The sequence below is a fragment of the Flagellimonas eckloniae genome, from assembly GCF_001413955.1.
In the GTDB taxonomy this organism is placed as follows: domain Bacteria; phylum Bacteroidota; class Bacteroidia; order Flavobacteriales; family Flavobacteriaceae; genus Flagellimonas; species Flagellimonas eckloniae.
Genome location: NZ_LCTZ01000002.1, coordinates 1254755 through 1275497 on the forward strand (window position 1 = coordinate 1254755; position 20743 = coordinate 1275497).

A 20743-nucleotide genomic window follows, 5' to 3' on the forward strand; every position below is an offset into this window, starting at 1 on the left:
GTTTATTGATTATTCTTTTATTTCATCTGAATTATTATCAATTGCTGTGCCATCTTCTCCATTTACCTCAATATCAAGGATATCGACTTCATCAACAGCGTCATCATCCTTCATTACTTTGGCCACGGCAGCAATGGAATCGTTGTCCTTTAAGTTAATGAGACGTACCCCTTGGGTAGCTCTTCCCATAACCCTTAAATCTTCAATACTCATTCTAATTGCAATTCCAGATTTGTTAATAATCATTAGATCATCAGTATCTGAAACGCTTTTAATTGCCACAAGTCCACCTGTTTTATCGGTAATAGAAATTGTCTTGACTCCTTTACCTCCTCTATTGGTTACTCTGTAATCATCAATAGTTGAACGTTTTCCGTATCCATTTTCGGACACTACCAAAATATTATCCTCAAAATTATGTACGGATACCATTCCTATAACCTCATCATCATCATTGGCAAGTCTAATTCCTCGAACACCAGAAGCATTTCTACCCATGGGTCTAGTCTTTCCTTCCTCAAAACGAATAGCCTTACCAGACTTTAACCCTAAGAATATTTGACTTGTTCCTGTTGTAAGTTTAGCTTCAAGAAGTTCATCATCATCCTTAATCGTAATGGCATTAATACCATTTTGACGTGGTCTGGAATATTGTTCCAAAGAGGTCTTTTTAACAGTTCCTTTCTTCGTGGCCATAATTACATAGTGGCCATTAACATAGTCTTCGTCCTTTAAATCTTGTGTACAAATAAAGGCTTTAACCTTGTCCTGTTGGTCAATATTGATAAGATTTTGAATGGCTCTTCCTTTGGAAGTTCTGCTTCCTTCCGGTATTTCGTATACGCGCATCCAAAAACACTTCCCTTTTTGGGTAAAGAACAACATATATTGATGGTTGGTCCCAACAAATAAGTGTTCCAAGAAATCTTCATTTCGGGTTGAAGAAGCTTTTTGGCCTACCCCACCCCTATTCTGTGTCTTATATTCCGTTAAGGGTGTTCTTTTGATATAACCAGCATGCGAAATGGTAATGACCACCTGTTCATCGGGAATCATATCCTCAATGCTCAAGTCTCCGCCTGCAAAGTTTATTTCCGATCTTCTTTCATCTCCATACTTATCCTTTACCTCCTGCAATTCATCTTTAATGATTTGCATTCTGCGGTCTTTTTTGTCCAGGATGTCCTTTAAATCTTCTATGGTCTTCAAAAGTGCATCGTACTCCTCGCGTAACTTATCCTGTTCAAGTCCAGTAAGCTGTCTTAGTCGCATTTCTACGATAGCTTTGGCTTGAATTTCCGTAAGCTTGAAGCGCTCCATCAAACTGCTTCGGGCTTCATCTACATTAGATGATCCTCGTATTATCGCAATTACTTCGTCAATATTATCCGAAGCAATAATAAGTCCTTCAAGTATGTGGGCTCGGTCTTCTGCTTTTTTAAGTTCAAATTTAGTTCTACGAACCACCACTTCATGTCTATGCTCCACAAAGTGATGAATGATCTCCTTTAGGTTGAGTAACTTTGGTCTTCCTTTAACAAGTGCAATATTATTTACACTGAAAGATGATTGTAGTGCCGTATACTTGTATAACATGTTCAGCACTATATTAGGAATTGCATCTCGTTTTAAAATGTATACGATTCGCATTCCCTTTCTATCCGACTCATCCCGAATAGTAGAAATTCCTTCTATTTTTTTATCATTGACAAGGTCAGCCGTCTTTTTGATCATGTCCGCCTTATTGACCTGATATGGAATCTCGGTGACAATGATACATTCCCTGCCCTGAACTTCTTCAAAAGTAGCTTTAGCGCGCATTACCACACGCCCTCTTCCCGTATGAAAAGCTTCCTTTACCCCATCATATCCATAAATAATCCCTCCAGTTGGAAAGTCGGGAGCTTTTATATGGGATATCAGCTCATCTATTTCAATATCACTATTTTCTATGTAGGCAATTGTACCATCAACAACTTCTGAGAGATTGTGCGGGGGCATGTTTGTTGCCATACCAACAGCAATACCAGAAGCTCCATTCACTAATAGATTAGGAATTCTGGCTGGAAGTACCGTGGGCTCTTTTAAGGAATCATCAAAATTCAGCTGATGATCTACGGTATCTTTATCGATGTCCGCAAGCATATCATCCGCGATTTTCCGCATTCTTGCTTCAGTGTAACGCATTGCCGCTGGGCTATCCCCGTCAACAGAACCAAAGTTTCCTTGCCCATCAACAAGCATATACCGCAAACTCCATTCCTGTGCCATACGTACCATTGAATCATAGACCGAGGTATCTCCGTGCGGGTGGTACTTACCCAAAACCTCACCAACAATACGGGCTGATTTCTTGTGTGCACTATTGGATCTGACACCTAATTCGTGCATTCCGTATAATACCCTTCTGTGTACAGGTTTAAGTCCATCTCGTACATCTGGCAGTGCACGTGACACAATGACCGACATTGAATAGTCAATGTAGGCAGATTTCATCTCATCTTCAATATTGATAGGAATTAACTTTTCTCCTTCCGCCATGCTAAAATCTTAATGCTTTTTGTGGTTAAAATATCATGCCAATATACGCAAAATCACACCTTCCAAAGCAGATAGAAATTACTTTATTAAAAAAATTATCAACAGCATTACTTTCAATCATAATTATCGTAATAAAGCTTTGTTAAACTTGATAAAAAGTTCCCTTTATCTCGACATTTACAACAACTTTATCGAATATGGGTATGGTATTTGACCACGGTAAGGATACTTTTATTAATTTTAATTGCTGAAAAGGAAGTGTATGGACGATAATTTTTCCCCAAGAGTAAAAGACGTAATAGCATATAGCAAGGAAGAAGCCCTTCGATTGGGGCATGATTTTATTGGAACGGAACATTTAATGCTAGGTCTTTTAAGAGATGGTAATGGTAAAGCCATTAACATTTTAGATGCTTTGGATGTAGATTTAGATCACTTAAGAAGAAAGGTCGAGATTCTAAGCCCGGCAAATCCAAATACAGGAACAATTCAAAAAGACAAAAAGAACCTTCACCTAACACGACAGGCTGAAAGGGCTCTTAAAACTACTTTTTTAGAAGCTAAGCTATTTCAAAGCTCTTCTATTAACACAGCACATCTGCTACTTTGTATTCTGAGAAATGAAAATGACCCAACCACAAAGTTATTGCATAAGCTTAAAGTTGATTACGACAATGTTAAAGAGCAATTTAAATCTATGATTACAAGCGATGATGATTATTTAGATGCTCCACAAGCCGAATCTTTCCCGAGTGACTCAGATGATACTGGGGATTCTAAGGAAAGTACTTTTGGATCGAGCTCTTCCCAAAAAGGAACAAAAAAGTCCAAAACACCTGTCTTGGACAACTTTGGTCGTGATTTGACCAAACTGGCCGAGGAAAATAAACTGGACCCCGTTGTTGGAAGGGAAAAAGAGATTGAACGGGTATCCCAAATATTAAGTAGAAGAAAGAAAAACAATCCGCTACTTATTGGCGAACCTGGGGTTGGTAAAAGTGCCATTGCAGAAGGTTTGGCTCTTAGAATCATCAACAAAAAGGTTTCAAGAATTCTTTATAACAAACGAGTCGTCACTTTAGACCTTGCTTCTTTGGTGGCAGGAACCAAATATCGCGGACAGTTTGAGGAACGTATGAAGGCGGTAATGAATGAATTGGAAAAGAATGATGATATCATTTTGTTTATTGACGAGATTCATACCATTGTTGGTGCTGGTGGGGCAACAGGTAGTTTAGATGCCTCCAATATGTTTAAACCTGCACTTGCAAGAGGTGAAATTCAATGTATAGGAGCAACAACACTTGACGAATATAGACAGTACATAGAAAAAGATGGGGCCTTGGAACGTCGTTTTCAAAAAGTGATGGTTGAACCAACCACAGTTGAGGAAACCATTGAAATTTTGATGAACATCAAAGGGAAATATGAAGACCATCACAATGTAAATTATACGGACGAAGCTATTCTTGCCTGTGTTAAGTTGACAAACAGGTACATGACAGATCGTTTTTTACCAGACAAAGCTATTGATGCCTTGGATGAAGCAGGTTCCCGTGTTCATATTGTGAATATGGATGTTCCCCAGCAAATATTGGAATTGGAAAATCAGTTGGATGATGTTCGGGAACTGAAAAATAGTGTTGTCAAAAAACAAAAGTATGAAGAGGCTGCAAAGCTTCGCGATGACGAAAAACGTTTGGAAAAAGAATTGGCCTCTGCCCAAGAGCGATGGGAAGAAGAAAGCAAGTTACATAGAGAAACAGTTTCCGAAGATAACGTTGCTGATGTGGTTTCCATGATGAGCGGAATTCCAGTAAACAGAATAGCGCAAACAGAAAGCAATAAACTTGCAGAACTTCCTAACCTTATAAAAGGATTTGTAATTGGTCAAGATGAAGCCGTTGCAAAGGTTGCCAAAGCCATACAAAGAAATCGAGCAGGTCTTAAAGACCCAAATAAACCCATTGGCTCGTTTATTTTCTTGGGACAAACAGGAGTAGGTAAAACGCAGTTGGCAAAGATTCTAGCAAAAGAACTTTTTGATTCTGAAGATGCTCTTATCCGTATTGATATGAGTGAATACATGGAAAAATTCGCTATTTCAAGGTTGGTCGGAGCTCCTCCAGGATACGTTGGTTATGAAGAAGGTGGGCAGCTAACGGAAAAAGTACGTCGCAAACCCTATTCAGTAATATTGTTGGATGAAGTAGAAAAAGCACATCCTGACGTATTCAATATGCTGTTACAGGTTTTGGATGATGGTTTTCTTACCGATAGCCTTGGTCGCAAAATTGATTTTAGAAATACCATAATCATAATGACTTCCAATATTGGAGCACGTCAATTAAAGGATTTTGGACAAGGTGTTGGTTTTGGTACTGCTGCCAAAAAAGCGCAGGCTGATTCGCATCAGAAAAGTGTTATTGAGAATGCCTTGAAAAAAGCATTTGCCCCTGAGTTCTTAAACAGAATTGATGATGTGGTTGTCTTTAACGCATTGGAGCGTAAGGATATTCATAAAATCATTGATATTGAGCTTGATAAGTTATTCAATAGAATTAAAGATATTGGATACGACCTTAACCTTACTAAAAAGGCCAAGGATTATATAGCTGAGAAAGGATTTGATAAACAATACGGTGCAAGACCTTTAAAGAGAGCAATTCAAAAATATATTGAAGATGCACTTGCTGAAGAGATTGTTAATTCTAAATTAGGAGAAGGCGACAGTATTTTTATGGATTTGGATGAAAAGAAAGAAGAACTCACCATTACCATTAAAAAACCTGAGAAAACACCAAAGGCAGATTAGCCAAGTAAATATAAAAAAGAAGCCGGCTAAACTGCCGGCTTTTTTATTGGACCTAATATAAAATACCATACACACGATATTTATCACGTTTAATCTAAAAAAGTTTCGCCCCAACACCATTCCCCATACTTTCGTAATGAGAGACACTATAATTATTTGAAGAATGAAAATTGCTTCTACTAAGAAAGCTATTGTTGTACGTGAATACCTATTAGATATAGGAAGTGTTCAGGTTTTTGACAATTACATGATTTCAACCTTTGATGAAGGCGCAACGGTTACACTTGAGAGAGCCTATCAGATTATTGGAATTTCAGAGATACATTTTAGAGATAAAGATTTTGGCTATATAAGCCTCCGAAAGCACTCCTACGCCGTAGATCCAACCATCTACAATTACTTAAGGGGATTGGAGAATTTAAAAGCCTTTGCCATCGTTTCCAAGAAGGAAATAGATATGCACAATTTTAAAATTGAAAAGCTTTTCTACAAGAAGAATATGGAGTTCTTCATTGAATATGACAATGCTCTTGCTTGGGTAAAGAAAAGATTGAAAAAAAATAAAAGTAAAGGCAAGGTCTAAACCTCTTTTACATTTTCAGGTTTTGGGGGTCGCAGTAGTTCAATATACGCTTTTCCAATATTATTAATTATTTCTGTAGCTTTTAAAGCTTCGTAACCAAAATCCATAACACCGACATCACCTGCCATACCATGTAAGTATACTCCAAAAATGGCTGCATTTAATGGAGAGTATCCTTGAGAAATCAATCCAGTAATCATACCCGTAAGCACATCACCGCTACCAGCGGTTGCCATGCCTGGGTTACCTGTATTGTTTATGTACCCTTTTTCAGCATGAATAACAATACTATGTGCTCCCTTGATAACCAAAATACAGTTGTTCTTTACGGAAAAGTCTTTTGCTTTGTTAAGCTTATCAAAATCGTCTTCCCATTCGCCAATCAAACGCTGCAACTCTTTTGGGTGAGGAGTTAAAACAGAACCTTTAGGAACATCTTTTAGCAGACTTGGATGTTTAGCCAAAATATTCAATCCGTCCGCATCAATGACCAAAGGAGATTCAACATTTTTCAAAAACGTACCAAATGCTTTTATGGTCTTTTCTTCAGTACCCATTCCCATTCCAATCCCATAAACTGAAGGAACAAAGGGAACATTTATTTTGGTAATGCTATCATCTTCATCATCTGTCAATACCATTGCTTCCGGTAAGGCTGTCTGCAACGCATTGTACCCACATTCTGGCACATAAGCCGTTACAAGACCACTGCCAACTGATAAACATGCACTACAAGCCAACTGCACCGCACCAATTTTACCATAACTTCCACCAATAATTACCGCATGTCCGTAGTTTCCCTTATGCGAGAATTTAAGCCGCGGTCGATACAAGGGGAGTATTTCATTCTTACCTATTAATTGATACTCTGTATTGGTTGAATTCAGGTATTCAGGGTCCAGACCAATATCTAAAACTTCCCATTGATTTTGATAAATTCCGGTCTCCGGAAGAAAGAATATAAGCTTTGGCACTTGAAAACTAAGTACATGACTAGCGCGTATAACATAACTAGAATCGGAAGGGTTGCTATCCATTGGAAGACCTGATGGAATGTCTACCGAAAGTACAAAGGCGTTGGAAACGTTTATATGCTTGATTAAATTGCCAACCCAGTCATCCAATTTTCTGTTCAACCCTATTCCGAAAATGGCATCTACTATTATATCGTTTTGGTTTATGTCTGGAAAAGAACAATCCGAGTCTAAAAACTCTGGCCATAATTTTCGATCTTTCAATCTGTCCAGATTTATTAAAAAATCCTTTGAACGCTTTTCACTGTAATTCACAACGAATACAGAAATACTATACCCATGCTCTTGAAGAAGCCTGGCAAGAGCTATCCCATCGCCTCCATTGTTGCCAATTCCACAGAACAACTTAATATTGACCTGTGCGCCATTTAGTCTGGAATGTATCCAATTAAAAAGTGCAGTGGCTGCCCTTTCCATAAGATCATCACTCTTAATTTGTTGCTTTGAGATTGTGAATTTATCAGCGTCATAGATTTGACTTGCGGTAAATATTTTCATTCAATAAGAAAAATTGATTATTGGTATATATTTCGTAAAAATTTTAGAATTATTTGGAGAAGCATCTAAAAGTACTACTTTTACCAACGATTATTGTGCGATGCAATCTAAACAAACGGATATAAATTTAATTATGATGAATACTTTTTCATCTATCTTCACTTTGACTACAACAACCCCTTTGGGGTAATCTGCTAATTATTTCCGTCCGTCTATAATCTATTCCAATATTTTACAATATAATTTATCATGAAAGTCTTAAAATTTGGTGGTACTTCAGTTGCCAATCCAGAAAACATAAATCGAGTTAAAAAAATTCTTCTAAACCAAAGTGAAAAAAAAGTGGCTGTGGTTGTTTCTGCATTTGGTGGAATCACAGATTTATTATTAAAAACCTCTCAACTTGCTTCAAATCAAGATACTACCTATAAAAAAGGTCTTGGTGAAATTGAAGAGCAACATATTATAGCAATCAAGGAACTTATCCCGGTTAAATCCCAAAGTGCTATTTTAAGCAAGGTAAAAAGTGATTTAAATGTTTTGGAAACCTTGCTGGAAGGAGCTTTTTCAATTGGAGAACTTACCCCAAAGCTTTCAGACAAAATAGTAAGTTATGGAGAGTTACTTTCCTCATTTATTATCTGCGAATTTTTAAAATCCGAAGGTTTGGATGCTACATTCAAGGATAGTAGACAACTAATTATTACTGATAATGCTTACGGGAAAGCTAATGTTGATTTTAATAAAACCAATCAACTCTGCAATGATTATTTTAAAGCGAATCAACATCAGACAATAGTACTACCGGGTTTTGTGGCATCAAGCAATTCAGGAGATACCACAACCTTGGGAAGAGGAGGCTCAGATTATACCGCCGCCATAATTGCAGCTTCGCAGAATGGCGATGTTCTAGAAATTTGGACAGATGTTAGTGGTATGTTCACAGCTAATCCAAAATTGGTAAAACAGGCAAAATCCGTTTCCCATATAAGTTATGAAGAAGCTATGGAACTGTCACATTTTGGAGCCAAAGTACTCTATCCTCCAACAATACAACCTGTGCTCAACAAGGAGATTCCCATTATTATCAAAAATACCTTTAAGCCAGAGGACATTGGAACCCATATCACTAAAAACACCAATGGAAATGGCAAAACGGTCCGAGGAATAAGCCATGTGGCCAACATAAGTTTACTCTCTTTGGAAGGGCCTGGTATGATTGGTATTCCAGGTATATCAAAACGTTTTTTTGAAACATTGTCACTCGAAAATATCAGTGTTGTACTAATAACGCAAGCATCTTCTGAACACTCTATTTGTATTGGGATTTCTGATGAGGATGTTGATAAAGCTGTTAAGGCAATAAATGATGCTTTTGCTTACGAAATTTCCAATAACAAAATAAAGCCCGTTATCGTTGAAACTGACCTCGCCATTGTAGCCTTGGTAGGAGACAATATGAAAAGTCACCAGGGGCTTAGCGGAAAAATGTTCAGCACGCTTGGTAAAAACAATGTTAACATAAGAGCCATTGCCCAAGGGGCTTCTGAGCGTAATATTTCGGCGGTTATTAAAAAGGCTGATGTAAAAAAGGCACTTAATTCGCTCCACGAAGAATTTTTTGAGGAAAACATAAAACAACTCAATCTTTTTGTAATGGGAGTGGGTAATGTTGGAGCAAAGTTTCTTGATCAGATAGCACAACAAAGGAAATATCTAAAAGAAGAACTCAAATTAAATCTACGGGTCATTGGAATTAGTAATTCTAGAACCATGGCTTTTAATGAAAATGGAATTGATCTTGAAGATTGGAAGACCATTTTGGCCAATGGTAAAAAAGCAGACAAGGATGTATTCTTTAAAACCGTTGAATCACTCAATTACCGAAATAGTGTATTTGTAGATAATACCGCTAGTGAAGAAGTTTCCCAAAGCTATCCCAATTATCTAAAAAACAGCATTTCAGTGGTCACTTGCAATAAAATTGCATGTTCTTCGGACTACACTTATTATCAAGAACTTAAAAAACTGGCAAAACAATACAATTCACCATTCTTGTTTGAGACCAACGTAGGTGCCGGCCTTCCCATTATAGATACACTTAAACATCTTATCGCTTCTGGAGATAAAATTAATAAGATTCAAGCTGTCTTATCCGGAAGTCTGAACTTTGTGTTCAATAACTTCAATGATTCGGTTACTTTTCATGATGTTGTAAAACAAGCGCAAGAAGAGGGCTATACCGAACCAGACCCAACAATTGATTTAAGTGGTATCGATGTAATGCGAAAGATTCTTATTCTTGCTAGAGAGAGCGGAAATCAATTGGATATTGAACAAATAGAAAACGAATCCTTCCTCCCCAAAGAAAGTTTGGAAACCAATTCAAACGAAGCATTTTTCACATCTTTAAAAGACCATGAATCCTCGTTCCAAAAACTTTTTAAAGAGGCTCAAGATGCTGAAAGCAAACTCAAATATGTTGCCCAGTTTGAAAATGGAAAAGCCAAAGTTGGGCTTCAAAAAATACCGAAGGGCCATGATTTTTATAATCTTGAAGGCAGCGACAATATTGTACTCTTTTACACGGAACGCTACCCCAATCAGCCTATGATCATTAAAGGTGCAGGTGCAGGTGCAGAAGTCACGGCTTCTGGTATCTTTGCAGATATTATACGAATTGGAAACTTTTAACATGGAAGAAATAAAAGTTTTTTGCCCTGCAACAATAGCCAATGTTTCTTGTGGATTTGATGTTCTCGGGTTGGCATTGGATTCTGTGGGAGATGAAATGATTATACGCAAAACTTCTGAAAAGGGAATAACGATTACCAAAATATCTGGACAAGAATTGCCTCTTGAAACTACCAAAAATGTTTCAGGGGTTGCTGGCTTGGCATTTTTGGAGAAAAGTGACTTTGATGGAGGTTTTGAAATAGAAATTGACAAAAGAATCAAACCCGGAAGTGGCATAGGAAGCAGTGCGGCAAGCTCAGCAGGAGCCGTGTGGGCAATGAACGAACTTTTGGGCAAGCCATTTTCCAATTTGGAACTGGTCCAGTTTGCCATGCAGGGAGAAAAATTGGCCAGCGATGTTGCCCATGCAGATAATGTGGCACCAGCTATTTATGGGGGGTTCACTTTAGTGAGAAGTTATAATCCTTTGGATATTGTGCCCATACCCACACCCAATGAGCTTTTTGCCACAGTAATACACCCACAGATTGAAGTAAAAACTTCAGATTCAAGAAAAATTCTAAAAACCAACATAACCTTGGAAAAAGGAATTCAACAATGGGGTAATGTAGGGGGATTAATTGCCGGTCTTTTCCAAAATGATTATGACCTGATTGGACGTTCACTCCAAGACCATATAGTGGAACCAATACGATCTATTTTAATTCCCGGTTTTGACAAAATAAAAGCAAACGCAATCCATGTTGGGGCTCTGGGAGGAGGAATTTCAGGTTCTGGTCCTTCAATTTTTGCTTTGAGCAAAGGAGAGAAAATCGCCCAAAAAGTAGCTGAATCTATGAAAGAGACCTATAAGAATATTGGAATTGAATTTGATATCCATGTTTCCAAAGTCAACACTCAAGGTGTAAAAAGAATATCCTAAATCCATGAAATTTTATAGCCTAAATAACTCTGACATAAGTGCGACTTTTAAAGACGCTCTTATAGCTGGTATTGCTCCAGACAAGGGACTCTATTTTCCAGAAGAGATAACGCCACTTCCCAAAAGTTTTTTTGAAAGTATTGAATCGCTTTCTACAAATGAAATTGCATTTAAGGCAATACATCAATTTGTGGATGCGGATATTCCAGATGATGTTTTAAAAAATATTATTGAAAACGTACTGGATTTTGATTTTCCCGTAGTGGAGATAGAAGATGATATTGCCACCCTTGAACTTTTCCATGGACCCACTATGGCCTTTAAAGATGTTGGAGCACGATTTATGGCAAAGTGCTTGGGTTATTTTTCCAAGGGAGAGGAAACCAATGTAACTGTCCTTGTTGCAACTTCTGGTGATACTGGAGGGGCAGTTGCCAATGGATTTTTAGGGGTGAAAGGTGTGAATGTAGTAATCCTGTATCCCAATGGAAAGGTAAGCGACATTCAAGAACGGCAACTTACCACTTTGGGGCAGAATATAGTTGCCATAAAGGTTGACGGTACTTTTGATGACTGTCAGCGTATGGTAAAAACAGCATTTTTGGACGAAGACATAACTTCCAAAAGAAAATTGACTTCTGCCAACAGCATAAACATTGCGAGATGGCTTCCACAATTGTTCTATTTTTTGTTTGCTTACAAACAGGCTAAATCAAAAGGTAAGGAGATTGTGTTTTCTGTTCCCTCAGGTAACTTTGGTAACATTTGTGCTGGAATTGTAGCTCAAAAATTGGGGATGCCCGTAAAACATTTTGTGGCTTCTACCAATATCAACGATACTGTACCTTTGTTTATGCAATCCGGGGAATATCAGCCAAAACCCTCCAAGCCAACCATATCAAATGCTATGGATGTTGGTGACCCCAGTAATTTTATTAGAATACAAAAATTGTATGGAAACAATTTTGAGAGTCTCTCACAAAATTTGAGTTCCTATTCCTTTGATGATGAGTTGACCCGAAAAACTATGACCGAAGTATATGAAAAAACGGGTTACATTCTTGATCCACATGGAGCGGTAGGTTATCTTGGTTTAAAAGAATATACTAAAAACCATTCCAATGTATATGGTATCTTTTTGGAAACAGCGCATCCGGTAAAGTTTCTCCCAGTAGTTGAACAAACCATTGGAACAAAATTGGATATACCTCCTCAAATTAAAAAAGTATTGGGCAGAGAGAAATCTGTCATATCCATTGCCACTTATGAAGACCTTAAATCTCATTTGGTAAAGTAATATCTAGTCTCCAACAACAAAGAAAAAAGATAGGCTACCTTGAAGGGTAGCCTATTTTAGAATATACTATTTTCTTTATCTGCTGTTCTCTTAATTAGCATCATGGGTATTGTTGAGGCGATAAAATGTTACCACATCAGTGTCATCGTCATCACCAGTATTGTTTTGAGTATAAGCCCCGGCTTTAAAATACATCCACTCATCACTGCGATCATATCCGCTATTGAGAGTTTCCATATTTATGACGGTTTCCGCTATTACCTCTCCATCTTGGTCGCCACGACGTATTTTAACGGTAATAATCTCATTTTCATTATTAATTTCATAAGAGAACAATTCATCCAATTGAATACCAGCAGTCGGTCCATTACCCTCGCAATCCTCATCACCAATTAAATTAAAGGTAACATCATTACCATCTCGGATTTCATGTTCCACATAAATACATCCAAAATCAGCATTTGGCAATTTTCTATAATACAATCTTGCCGGCTCGTCATTATCCGCATGTATTTGACCTATAATTGTACGTCCTGGGTGCAATCCACTTCCCGAGGTCGTAACTTGGTTTACACGCAGAGTAGCGGTTAAGACACCATTTCTTCCACCATGATTAGTCCCTTCTGGCTGATATCCTAGGGCCCAGTTGTTTCCATTCGCCCCTTGGGTGGAAATGCTGGTATTCCCTTTTCGCAGCATTTCTCGCAATTCTGAACGGGGATAGGATGTATTCTGACTTGTGCGCGCACCTCCTACTCTTGAGACAAAACGCATACCTCCATCCGTATGTGTAAAGAAAAAAGGGCGTGAATTGCTTGAAGCAAGTGCATCCCAATCCAGTTCGCCATAACGTTCGGAAAGATTGTCTCCAGCATCAAATGCTGGGGTATCAATCACCCAATCAGATAAATCAAAGTTTTCCCATGGTTCCATATTTGGGTTCAAGCCAAATTCTCCATTAGAGGTATCTTCTTCTTCCATAGAATCATCTTCCTCTTCCTGCATATCCTCATCTTCTTGTATATCTTCCTCCTCTTCTTGGGGGTCCATTTCCGCAATTTCATCATCCACTTGTGCAGAATCAGTAGAGCAACTGGAAATAATAGAAAGACTAAAAATCAGTAAAATCATTCTCAATTTGAGAACAAGGGTAAGTGTTTTCATTTGTAGCAATTTTTCGGGGGATATTGCCCGCATTCATGGCAACTCCAATAAATCAAGCTGTAAATTTAGAACAAAATCCACCGTTTTATTATTCTTTCTTTAAAAAATTCGATAGAATACAATATCTCACTTTAACACTCATATTTTGATGAAGTTTTGAATACCTTTATTTTTTTAAAAATGAATATGAAGAAAACCGAACTTACCGAAGTACACGAATCTCTCGGGGCCAAAATGGTAGAATTTGCTGGCTATTCGATGCCTGTTTCCTATGAGGGTGTGAATATTGAACATGAAACCGTTAGGAACAATGTAGGTGTATTTGACGTTTCCCATATGGGAGAATTTTTGATTGAAGGGCCCCTTGCATTGGAATTAATACAAAAAGTATCTTCAAATGATGCATCCAAACTTGTTGTGGGCAAGGCACAATATAGTTGTCTCCCCAACGAAACTGGTGGTATAGTTGATGACCTGATTATATATCAAATTAAAGATGAAACTTATCTTTTGGTAGTCAATGCATCAAACATTGAAAAAGATTGGAACCATATTTCAAAATACAATCAGACCATTGGAGCCAATATGCGGAATCTATCCGATAATTACTCTTTATTGGCAATACAAGGACCAAAAGCGGTTGAAGCAATGCAATCGATATCGTCCATCGATCTTTCAAGTATTAAGTTCTACAACTTTGTTGTTGGAGATTTTGCAGGGATTGAGCATGTAATCATTTCCGCTACAGGATACACTGGATCTGGTGGTTTCGAAATTTATTGTAAAAACTCTGAAGTGAAACAAGTGTGGGACAAAGTTCTTGAAGCTGGTGCCAATTTTGGTATAAAGCCAATTGGTTTAGCTGCAAGGGATACCCTTAGACTGGAAATGGGGTATTGTCTGTACGGAAATGACATTGATGATATCACCTCCCCTATTGAAGCTGGATTAGGTTGGGTAACAAAATTCACCAAGGACTTTGTAAATAGCGAAGCTTTGGCCAAAGAAAAAGAAACTGGTCCCAAACGAAAATTAGTGGCATTCCAGATAGATGAAAAAGGTATTCCAAGAAGTGGGTATGCCATATTGGACGAAGGTGGGAATGAAATTGGAAAAGTAACATCAGGAACCATGTCACCCTCGCTTTCAAAAGGTATTGGTTTGGGATATGTTACAGTTGAGCATTCAAAAGTAGATACTAAGGTATGGATTCAGATAAGAAAGAATCAAGCTCGGGCTACTTTGGTAAAACTTCCATTCTACAAACAATAATGACAGACTTCCAGCCTATCATAGATAACATTACGTTACAGGCTAAAAAGCAGGTCGATAAAGGCCAAGTAGCAAATTATATTCCCGAAATCTCCAATGTAGACCCAAATAAATTTGGGATATCCATATTGGATGAAAAAGCCCAACTGTACAGTTCCGGGGATGCTAAAGAAGAATTTTCCATACAAAGTATTTCGAAAGTTCTGTCCCTTTCCATGGCTTTTTCGATTGTTGGTGAAAATTTATGGAAACGCGTTGGTGTGGAGCCATCGGGAGACCCCTTCAACCATTTGTCCTTATTGGAAATGGAGAATGGAATACCACGAAACCCCTTAATCAATGCTGGGGCTATTGTTGTCTGCGACATTCTTATTTCAAATCTAAAAAATCCAAAGTCAGAGTTTTTAGAATATGTACAAAGTATTGCAAATGACCCTTCCATAAATTATGATGAGAAAGTTGCAAAATCTGAGAAAGAAACTGGTTTTAGAAATTATGCAGCAGCATATCTAATCAAATCTTTTAAAAACCTTGAAAATGATGTAGAAACTGTACTCGACTTTTATTGTTATTCTTGTTCCATACGGATGTCATGTGAACAACTGGTAAAGGTCTTCTATATATTTATGAATAGGGGAAATTGTCTTCAAAACAATAATTATTTAAAACTACCACAGGTAAAACGCATTAATGCCATTATGCTTAGCTGTGGGTTTTATGATGAGGCAGGAGAGTTTGCATTTGAGGTTGGCCTTCCTGGCAAAAGTGGAGTTGGAGGAGGCATCGTCGCTTTATTACCAAATAAGTTCTGTGTTGCTACCTGGTCGCCAGGGTTAAATAAAAAAGGAAATTCAAAGTTGGGAATGTCGGCTTTGGAAAAACTAACGACCGAAACCGGTTTGTCAATATTTTAATGTTTGAATAAAAAAAAGATACTTATACTTGGTGCAAGCGGTTTTATAGGAAACTTGGTTTACAAAGAGCTCTGTTCCTACTTTGATACCTATGGCACCTATTATTCCAATACCTCATTTTCCGAAAATCAACAATTTTATAGGTACGATTTAGAAGAGGATGATATTTTTCAAATATTGGAACAGGTGAATCCTGATTTTATAATTTCCGCTCTTCGTGGAAACTTTGGTGCCCAGGTGCAAGCCCATCAACACTTAATGGAATATTTGGACAAGCACAATTCCAAGCTGTATTTTATTTCTTCGGCCAACGTATTTGATGCCTACAGTAAATTTCCATCTTATGAATTTGACAAAACTCTTTCCGAAAGTATCTATGGAAGGCTTAAAATTAAGATAGAAAACATGATGATGCGGTTACCCAAAGAAAAAACCGCTATTCTAAGGGTTCCCATGGTCTTTGGAAATACTTCTCCCCGAATTAAGGAAATCAAAGCAAGCCTGGAAGGCAACGAGCCTATAGAGGTCTTTCCAAATCTTATTATCAATGTAACCAACGATTATAGGTTAACTCAGCAAATCCATTACTTGATCAATAGGAACAAGTATGGTATTTTTCATCTGGGCAGCATCGATTTAATTCAACATGAAGAATTTATAAAGGAAGTCATTAAGCGTATGGGCAACTTTCACCCCGTACTTAAACGAGTGTTCACTACTAACGAAGATCGTTATTTGGCTGCGTTGCCAAAGGACAACAAACTTCCCAAAAATCTAAGAATTCGATATCAAGATATTATTGATCATCACATCACTGTAGATTGAATTAAGTAACTTTAGAAAAACGATGATTATGGAAAAATTGAGCGATGCACAAATCAATGAATCCCTAAAACAATTAAATGGGTGGGAATATAAAAACGGAATGATATCGAAATCATTCAAGTTTCATGATTTTACGGAAACCTTTTCAATAATGACCCGTATTGCCTTTGAATGTGAAAAACAAAATCATCATCCCAATTGGGAAAATGTATATAACAATCTTACCATAAAGCTCAATACACATGATGTCGACGGCATTACACAGAATGATTTCAGCTTAGCCAAAAGCATAGAAAAAATCGTAAATTAAGGAATAGTCAAACTGTTCTGTTAGGCTTGACAAGGGGGCTTTTTTTGTTAAATTTGCTCCATTCATAACCACAATTATTTCATGGGAAGAGCATTTGAATTTAGAAAGGCGCGAAAAATGAAACGCTGGGCAGCAATGTCCAAGGCATTTACCAGAATTGGAAAAGACATTGTAATGGCGGTTAAAGAAGGTGGACCTGATCCAGATTCAAACTCAAGGTTACGTGCTGTTATCCAGAATGCCAAATCTGTTAATATGCCCAAGGACAATATTGAACGTGCCATCAAACGTGCGTCCGATAAAAGTCAAGGAGATTATAAAGAGGTTTTATTTGAAGGATATGCTCCACATGGTATTGCGATACTCGTAGAAACCGCAACTGATAATAATACCAGAACCGTAGCTAATATTAGAAGTTATTTTAATAAGTGTAATGGCAGTCTAGGAACATCTGGCTCTGTAGAGTTTATGTTTGACCATACTTGTAATTTTCGCATCCCAGCAGAAGGGATAGATCCAGAAGAGTTGGAACTGGAAATGATAGATTTTGGAGCCGAAGAAGTTTTTGTTGATGAGGATGGCATCTTAATATATGCTCCGTTCGAAAGCTTTGGATCCATACAAAAAGAACTGGAAGTCCGTGAAATTGAAATTCTATCTTCTGGTTTTGAGCGCATTCCACAAGTGACCAAAGAACTCAATGAAGAACAAGTTACTGATGTTGAAAAGCTATTGGAAAAGATTGAAGAGGATGATGATGTTCAGAACGTTTATCATACGATGAAGGAGTAAACACAGACAGGTGAAAAAAACTAAGAAAGGGGCTATATCAAGCCCCTTTCTTAGTTATAAGGTTCTTTTATCGTTTGATCGCTATTTGCTTTTGATATTGGGTTCCATTAGCATCTTCAGTTCTAATAAAATAGGTCCCGACAGGAAACTCATCAACATCCAATAAATACGATTCTCCATCCTTTACTTGTTTGCCATCGTAAACCTTCACCAATCTTCCCAACATATCGAAAATCATAATTTGTTCAATGTCATTATCTTTAGTATCAAAAGAAGCCTTTGCCTGGAAATTGGCTGGATTAGGATAGATTTTCATAATACCCAATGTCAATGCTTGAGAAGAAGAAATGATTGAAAAGCTTATAGTTTCATTATTACCCATTTCACCAGAAAGTTTATTGCCAGTATAGGGTGTTGCACTAATGTTGTAGTCGCCTTCACTTAATATCCTGCCATAATAATTACCATTTCCATCTCCAAAAAATGTATAGGGCGCAACATTTTCCTTTCTGGTATTGGTAAAGCTCCCTGTAATTTGCAACAGTGTACTTTCAACATCCTCCGTAGCCTCCGCCCGTATGTTGAGATTTGTTGTTGGTAAATCATTTATATCGATAGACACCCCTTCTGTTAAAATCATAATGTCTGTATCCGTATCCGCATTTACCAATACAAAACCGGTAATCGTATTGGTATTTTCTGAACTTACCTCAATATTCTGAGTTGCGCTATTATTACAACCGGTAATAGGGTCCACAAACGTATATGTAATCTCATAGGTACCTACCCCTACGGTGATTGGTTCAAAAAATCCTCCATTAACACCTTGGCCGGAATAAACTCCCCCTAATGGCATTCCACCGGTTAATAGAAATGGCGTATCCGTATTAAAAACAGTATTAAACGGATCCAAGTCAACTATTGGTTTTGCTGGATCCAACAACGTAACCATTAACGTTTCACTACAATTGTTCATATCGGTCACTACGATTGTATATTCTCCAGCAGCAAGACCCTCAAATAAACTGGAAGATTGTGGTCCTGATACTCCAACCAACTCATAAGATACCGGTAAAGTAGCCCCAAAAACATCAATATCTATATAACCTTCGGTGCCTTCACAACTTGTTGGACCTTCAAAATCATTAACATTTGCATTAAAACTCGAACACACAAGGTTTTCTTGAAATGAAAAGGCAATTGACATTGATACCCCCTCATTTCCTTTGAGTCCATTATTAGCATATGGAGTGGCCGAAATTACATACTCCCCCAAATCAAAGCTATCTCCTTTATAATTGGACCCAGAATCACCGAACAGGGCATAGGGGGCCACATTCTCTATCCTTTTGGCAGTTTTTGCTCCGCTAAGGTCCAACAGAACACTTTCGGTATCGTCTGTTGTATTGGCAACAATATTTAAACTGGTCGTTGGAAGTGTATTCGTATCTATTACCATACCATCGGTGATTGGAAAAAGAACCACGTCATTCTCGGCATCGACCAAACTAAAACCGATTACCGACAATTCCATATTCTGAACCGGTTCCACTATCACTTGCCTCACTTTTTCTTCCGCAGGATTGCCAGCAAGGTCCATAACATTATAGGTTACCAAATAGGTATTTGGATTATTTATATCCACTATATCCCCACCAATTACGATACTGGCTGTGATATCCCCGTCCGTTTCATCCTCTGCTGTGGCACCCGGGTCAACATATTCATCTCCTTCAATAATTATCAAAGGATTATCGCCCAGTATAGTCAACTCAGGCACAGTTGTATCTTCACAAAACAAACCAGCATCATTGATGGTCCATTCATGAGTATCAATAATATTTTGGCGGGCAACGGCCGCTTCGCAATATTGGTTCTGAAGGGCATCCAAAGTAACTCCTTCTTGCAATAATTGAAGTTGGTTCCACCCTAAAAGGGTTTTATTGTAATTTTCATCTGAAAGACCAGATTCGTTTAAAAATGTTGCCATCTCCCCGACATTGGAAATATCCCATTTGGCTAGGCTATAATCAAAGGAAGCTGCCCTATAAAACATTCCTCTCATATCAGTAACCTTTGAAACGTCCCATCCTGAAATATCTTGATTGAAAGATTCCGTGGAGGAAAACATATTCCGCATATTCTCCACATTGCTAGTATTCCAGACACCTATATTTTGATTAAACTCACTAGCCAAATTGAACATATATCTCATATTGACTACAGTGGAAACATCCCATCCTGAGATATCCTTATTAAAATTGGAAAACTGGAACATTCCGGTCATGTCGGTTACGTTGGAAACGTCCCAGTTACCTATCTCTTGATTAAAACTTGTTGCACCGCTGAACATTAAGTTCATATTTCCAACCTTTGAAACATCCCAATTTGAGATATCCCCATTAAAAACAAAAGCATTTGAAAATAAATTGGACATTGACGTAACATTGGAAACATCCCAACTGGAAATATCCGCATTGAAATTATTACATTGGCTAAAAACCTGTATCATATCAGTTATTGTAGACACATCCCATAAATTGAAGAAGTCATTTCCTTTTAAAGAACTACAATAGGTGAACATAGAAAATAATGATGCAGCCTCACTTAGATCTGGAGTATCTTCCGCAACTACATCCATATTGACACATCCAGCAAATGCCGCCAACATGGTTTTCCATTTGATATCACCCCACTGATTTATTTCCAACAATTTTGTTGCATCCTCATTTTCTTCTACAGGCTCTGAAAGATAACTGTTGAATTTAATACTATCCACACTACCGGTTACGGATACTTCGTAAACCCCAGGTGATTCGTATGTGTGCAGTGATTTTCCAAACAAATCAGTTTCCACATTTCCATCACCCCAATCCACATCATATGGGCCTCCGTAAAGCGGTATACTTATTTGATTGTCTTCTGTCATGCCCGGATTATCTGTTTTCCATGTGGTAATAAATGCATAGTCTTCAATGCTCTTTGATTCAGACTGCCCAATTATTGTTTTACTAAAAAAAACCAGAAATAAAAAAGGTAAAATTTTATTCATATGTGTTGTAAGTTAATTCGGAAAACT

The 20743-nt window shown here is 37.7% G+C and carries 14 protein-coding genes; 10 read left to right on the top strand and 4 right to left on the bottom strand.

Translation table 11 applies throughout. From position 1 onward, the window contains the following. Positions 1–9: 9 nt before the first annotated feature. Positions 10–2541: a DNA gyrase subunit A gene (gene gyrA / locus AAY42_RS05445; protein ID WP_055393126.1), complete on the bottom strand. Its 2532-nt coding sequence runs from the start codon at positions 2539–2541 to the stop codon at positions 10–12. A gap of 262 nt (positions 2542–2803) precedes the next feature. On the opposite strand from gyrA, the gene AAY42_RS05455 reads away from it, so the two are divergent. After that, positions 2804–5356, top strand: coding sequence for an ATP-dependent Clp protease ATP-binding subunit (locus tag AAY42_RS05455; RefSeq protein WP_055393130.1), 2553 nt, complete (start codon positions 2804–2806; stop codon positions 5354–5356). A gap of 163 nt (positions 5357–5519) precedes the next feature. Further along, positions 5520–5939: a hypothetical protein gene (locus AAY42_RS05460; RefSeq protein WP_055393131.1), complete on the top strand. Its 420-nt coding sequence runs from the start codon at positions 5520–5522 to the stop codon at positions 5937–5939. Here the strand turns inward: AAY42_RS05460 and AAY42_RS05465 are convergent. After that, complete coding sequence (locus tag AAY42_RS05465; protein WP_055393134.1) at positions 5936–7471, bottom strand: bifunctional ADP-dependent NAD(P)H-hydrate dehydratase/NAD(P)H-hydrate epimerase; 1536 nt, start codon at positions 7469–7471, stop codon at positions 5936–5938. The two genes, AAY42_RS05460 and AAY42_RS05465, sit on opposite strands and share 4 nt — an antisense overlap. Before the next feature lie 249 nt (positions 7472–7720). Here AAY42_RS05465 and thrA point away from each other — a divergent pair, with 249 nt between their 5' ends. From thrA to thrC, 3 genes are read left to right on the top strand one after another with little or no spacing between them, the layout of a single operon-like run. Further along, the gene (thrA, locus tag AAY42_RS05470) at positions 7721–10165 is read left to right on the top strand and encodes a bifunctional aspartate kinase/homoserine dehydrogenase I (RefSeq protein ID WP_055393135.1); all 2445 of its coding nucleotides are present in this window, start codon (positions 7721–7723) and stop codon (positions 10163–10165) included. A 1-nt stretch (position 10166) separates the two neighbouring features. Continuing rightward, a complete protein-coding gene (locus AAY42_RS05475) occupies positions 10167–11090 on the top strand; it encodes a homoserine kinase (RefSeq protein ID WP_055393137.1) in 924 nt (307 codons plus the stop codon). 4 nt (positions 11091–11094) lie between these two features. Beyond that, a complete protein-coding gene (gene thrC, locus AAY42_RS05480; protein WP_055393138.1) occupies positions 11095–12387 on the top strand; it encodes a threonine synthase in 1293 nt (430 codons plus the stop codon). Between the two features lie 90 nt (positions 12388–12477). Here the strand turns inward: thrC and AAY42_RS05485 are convergent, their stop codons facing one another. Then, entirely contained in the window at positions 12478–13551 is a 1074-nt protein-coding gene (locus AAY42_RS05485; RefSeq protein WP_175288733.1) for a polysaccharide lyase family 7 protein, read from the bottom strand. 186 nt (positions 13552–13737) lie between these two features. Between AAY42_RS05485 and gcvT the strand changes: the two genes are divergently transcribed. From gcvT to AAY42_RS05510, 5 genes are all read left to right on the top strand, one after another. Beyond that, a complete protein-coding gene (gene gcvT / locus AAY42_RS05490) occupies positions 13738–14823 on the top strand; it encodes a glycine cleavage system aminomethyltransferase GcvT (protein ID WP_055397732.1) in 1086 nt (361 codons plus the stop codon). Then, complete coding sequence (locus tag AAY42_RS05495; RefSeq protein WP_055393142.1) at positions 14823–15737, top strand: glutaminase; 915 nt, start codon at positions 14823–14825, stop codon at positions 15735–15737. Before gcvT ends, AAY42_RS05495 begins: the two co-directional genes overlap by 1 nt. A gap of 3 nt (positions 15738–15740) precedes the next feature. Next, positions 15741–16562 carry a sugar nucleotide-binding protein gene (locus AAY42_RS05500; protein WP_055393144.1) on the top strand — a complete coding sequence of 274 codons (822 nt, stop codon included), beginning with the start codon at positions 15741–15743 and terminating at the stop codon, positions 16560–16562. Positions 16563–16590: 28 nt separating this feature from the next. After that, positions 16591–16872, top strand: coding sequence for a 4a-hydroxytetrahydrobiopterin dehydratase (locus AAY42_RS05505; protein ID WP_055397733.1), 282 nt, complete (start codon positions 16591–16593; stop codon positions 16870–16872). Positions 16873–16953: 81 nt separating this feature from the next. Then, on the top strand, positions 16954–17664 hold the full coding sequence (locus AAY42_RS05510) for a YebC/PmpR family DNA-binding transcriptional regulator (protein WP_055393146.1): 711 nt from the start codon (positions 16954–16956) through the stop codon (positions 17662–17664). A gap of 67 nt (positions 17665–17731) precedes the next feature. Here the strand turns inward: AAY42_RS05510 and AAY42_RS05515 are convergent, their stop codons facing one another. After that, on the bottom strand, positions 17732–20716 hold the full coding sequence (locus tag AAY42_RS05515) for a BspA family leucine-rich repeat surface protein (RefSeq protein ID WP_055393149.1): 2985 nt from the start codon (positions 20714–20716) through the stop codon (positions 17732–17734). Between the last annotated feature and the right edge of the window lie 27 nt (positions 20717–20743).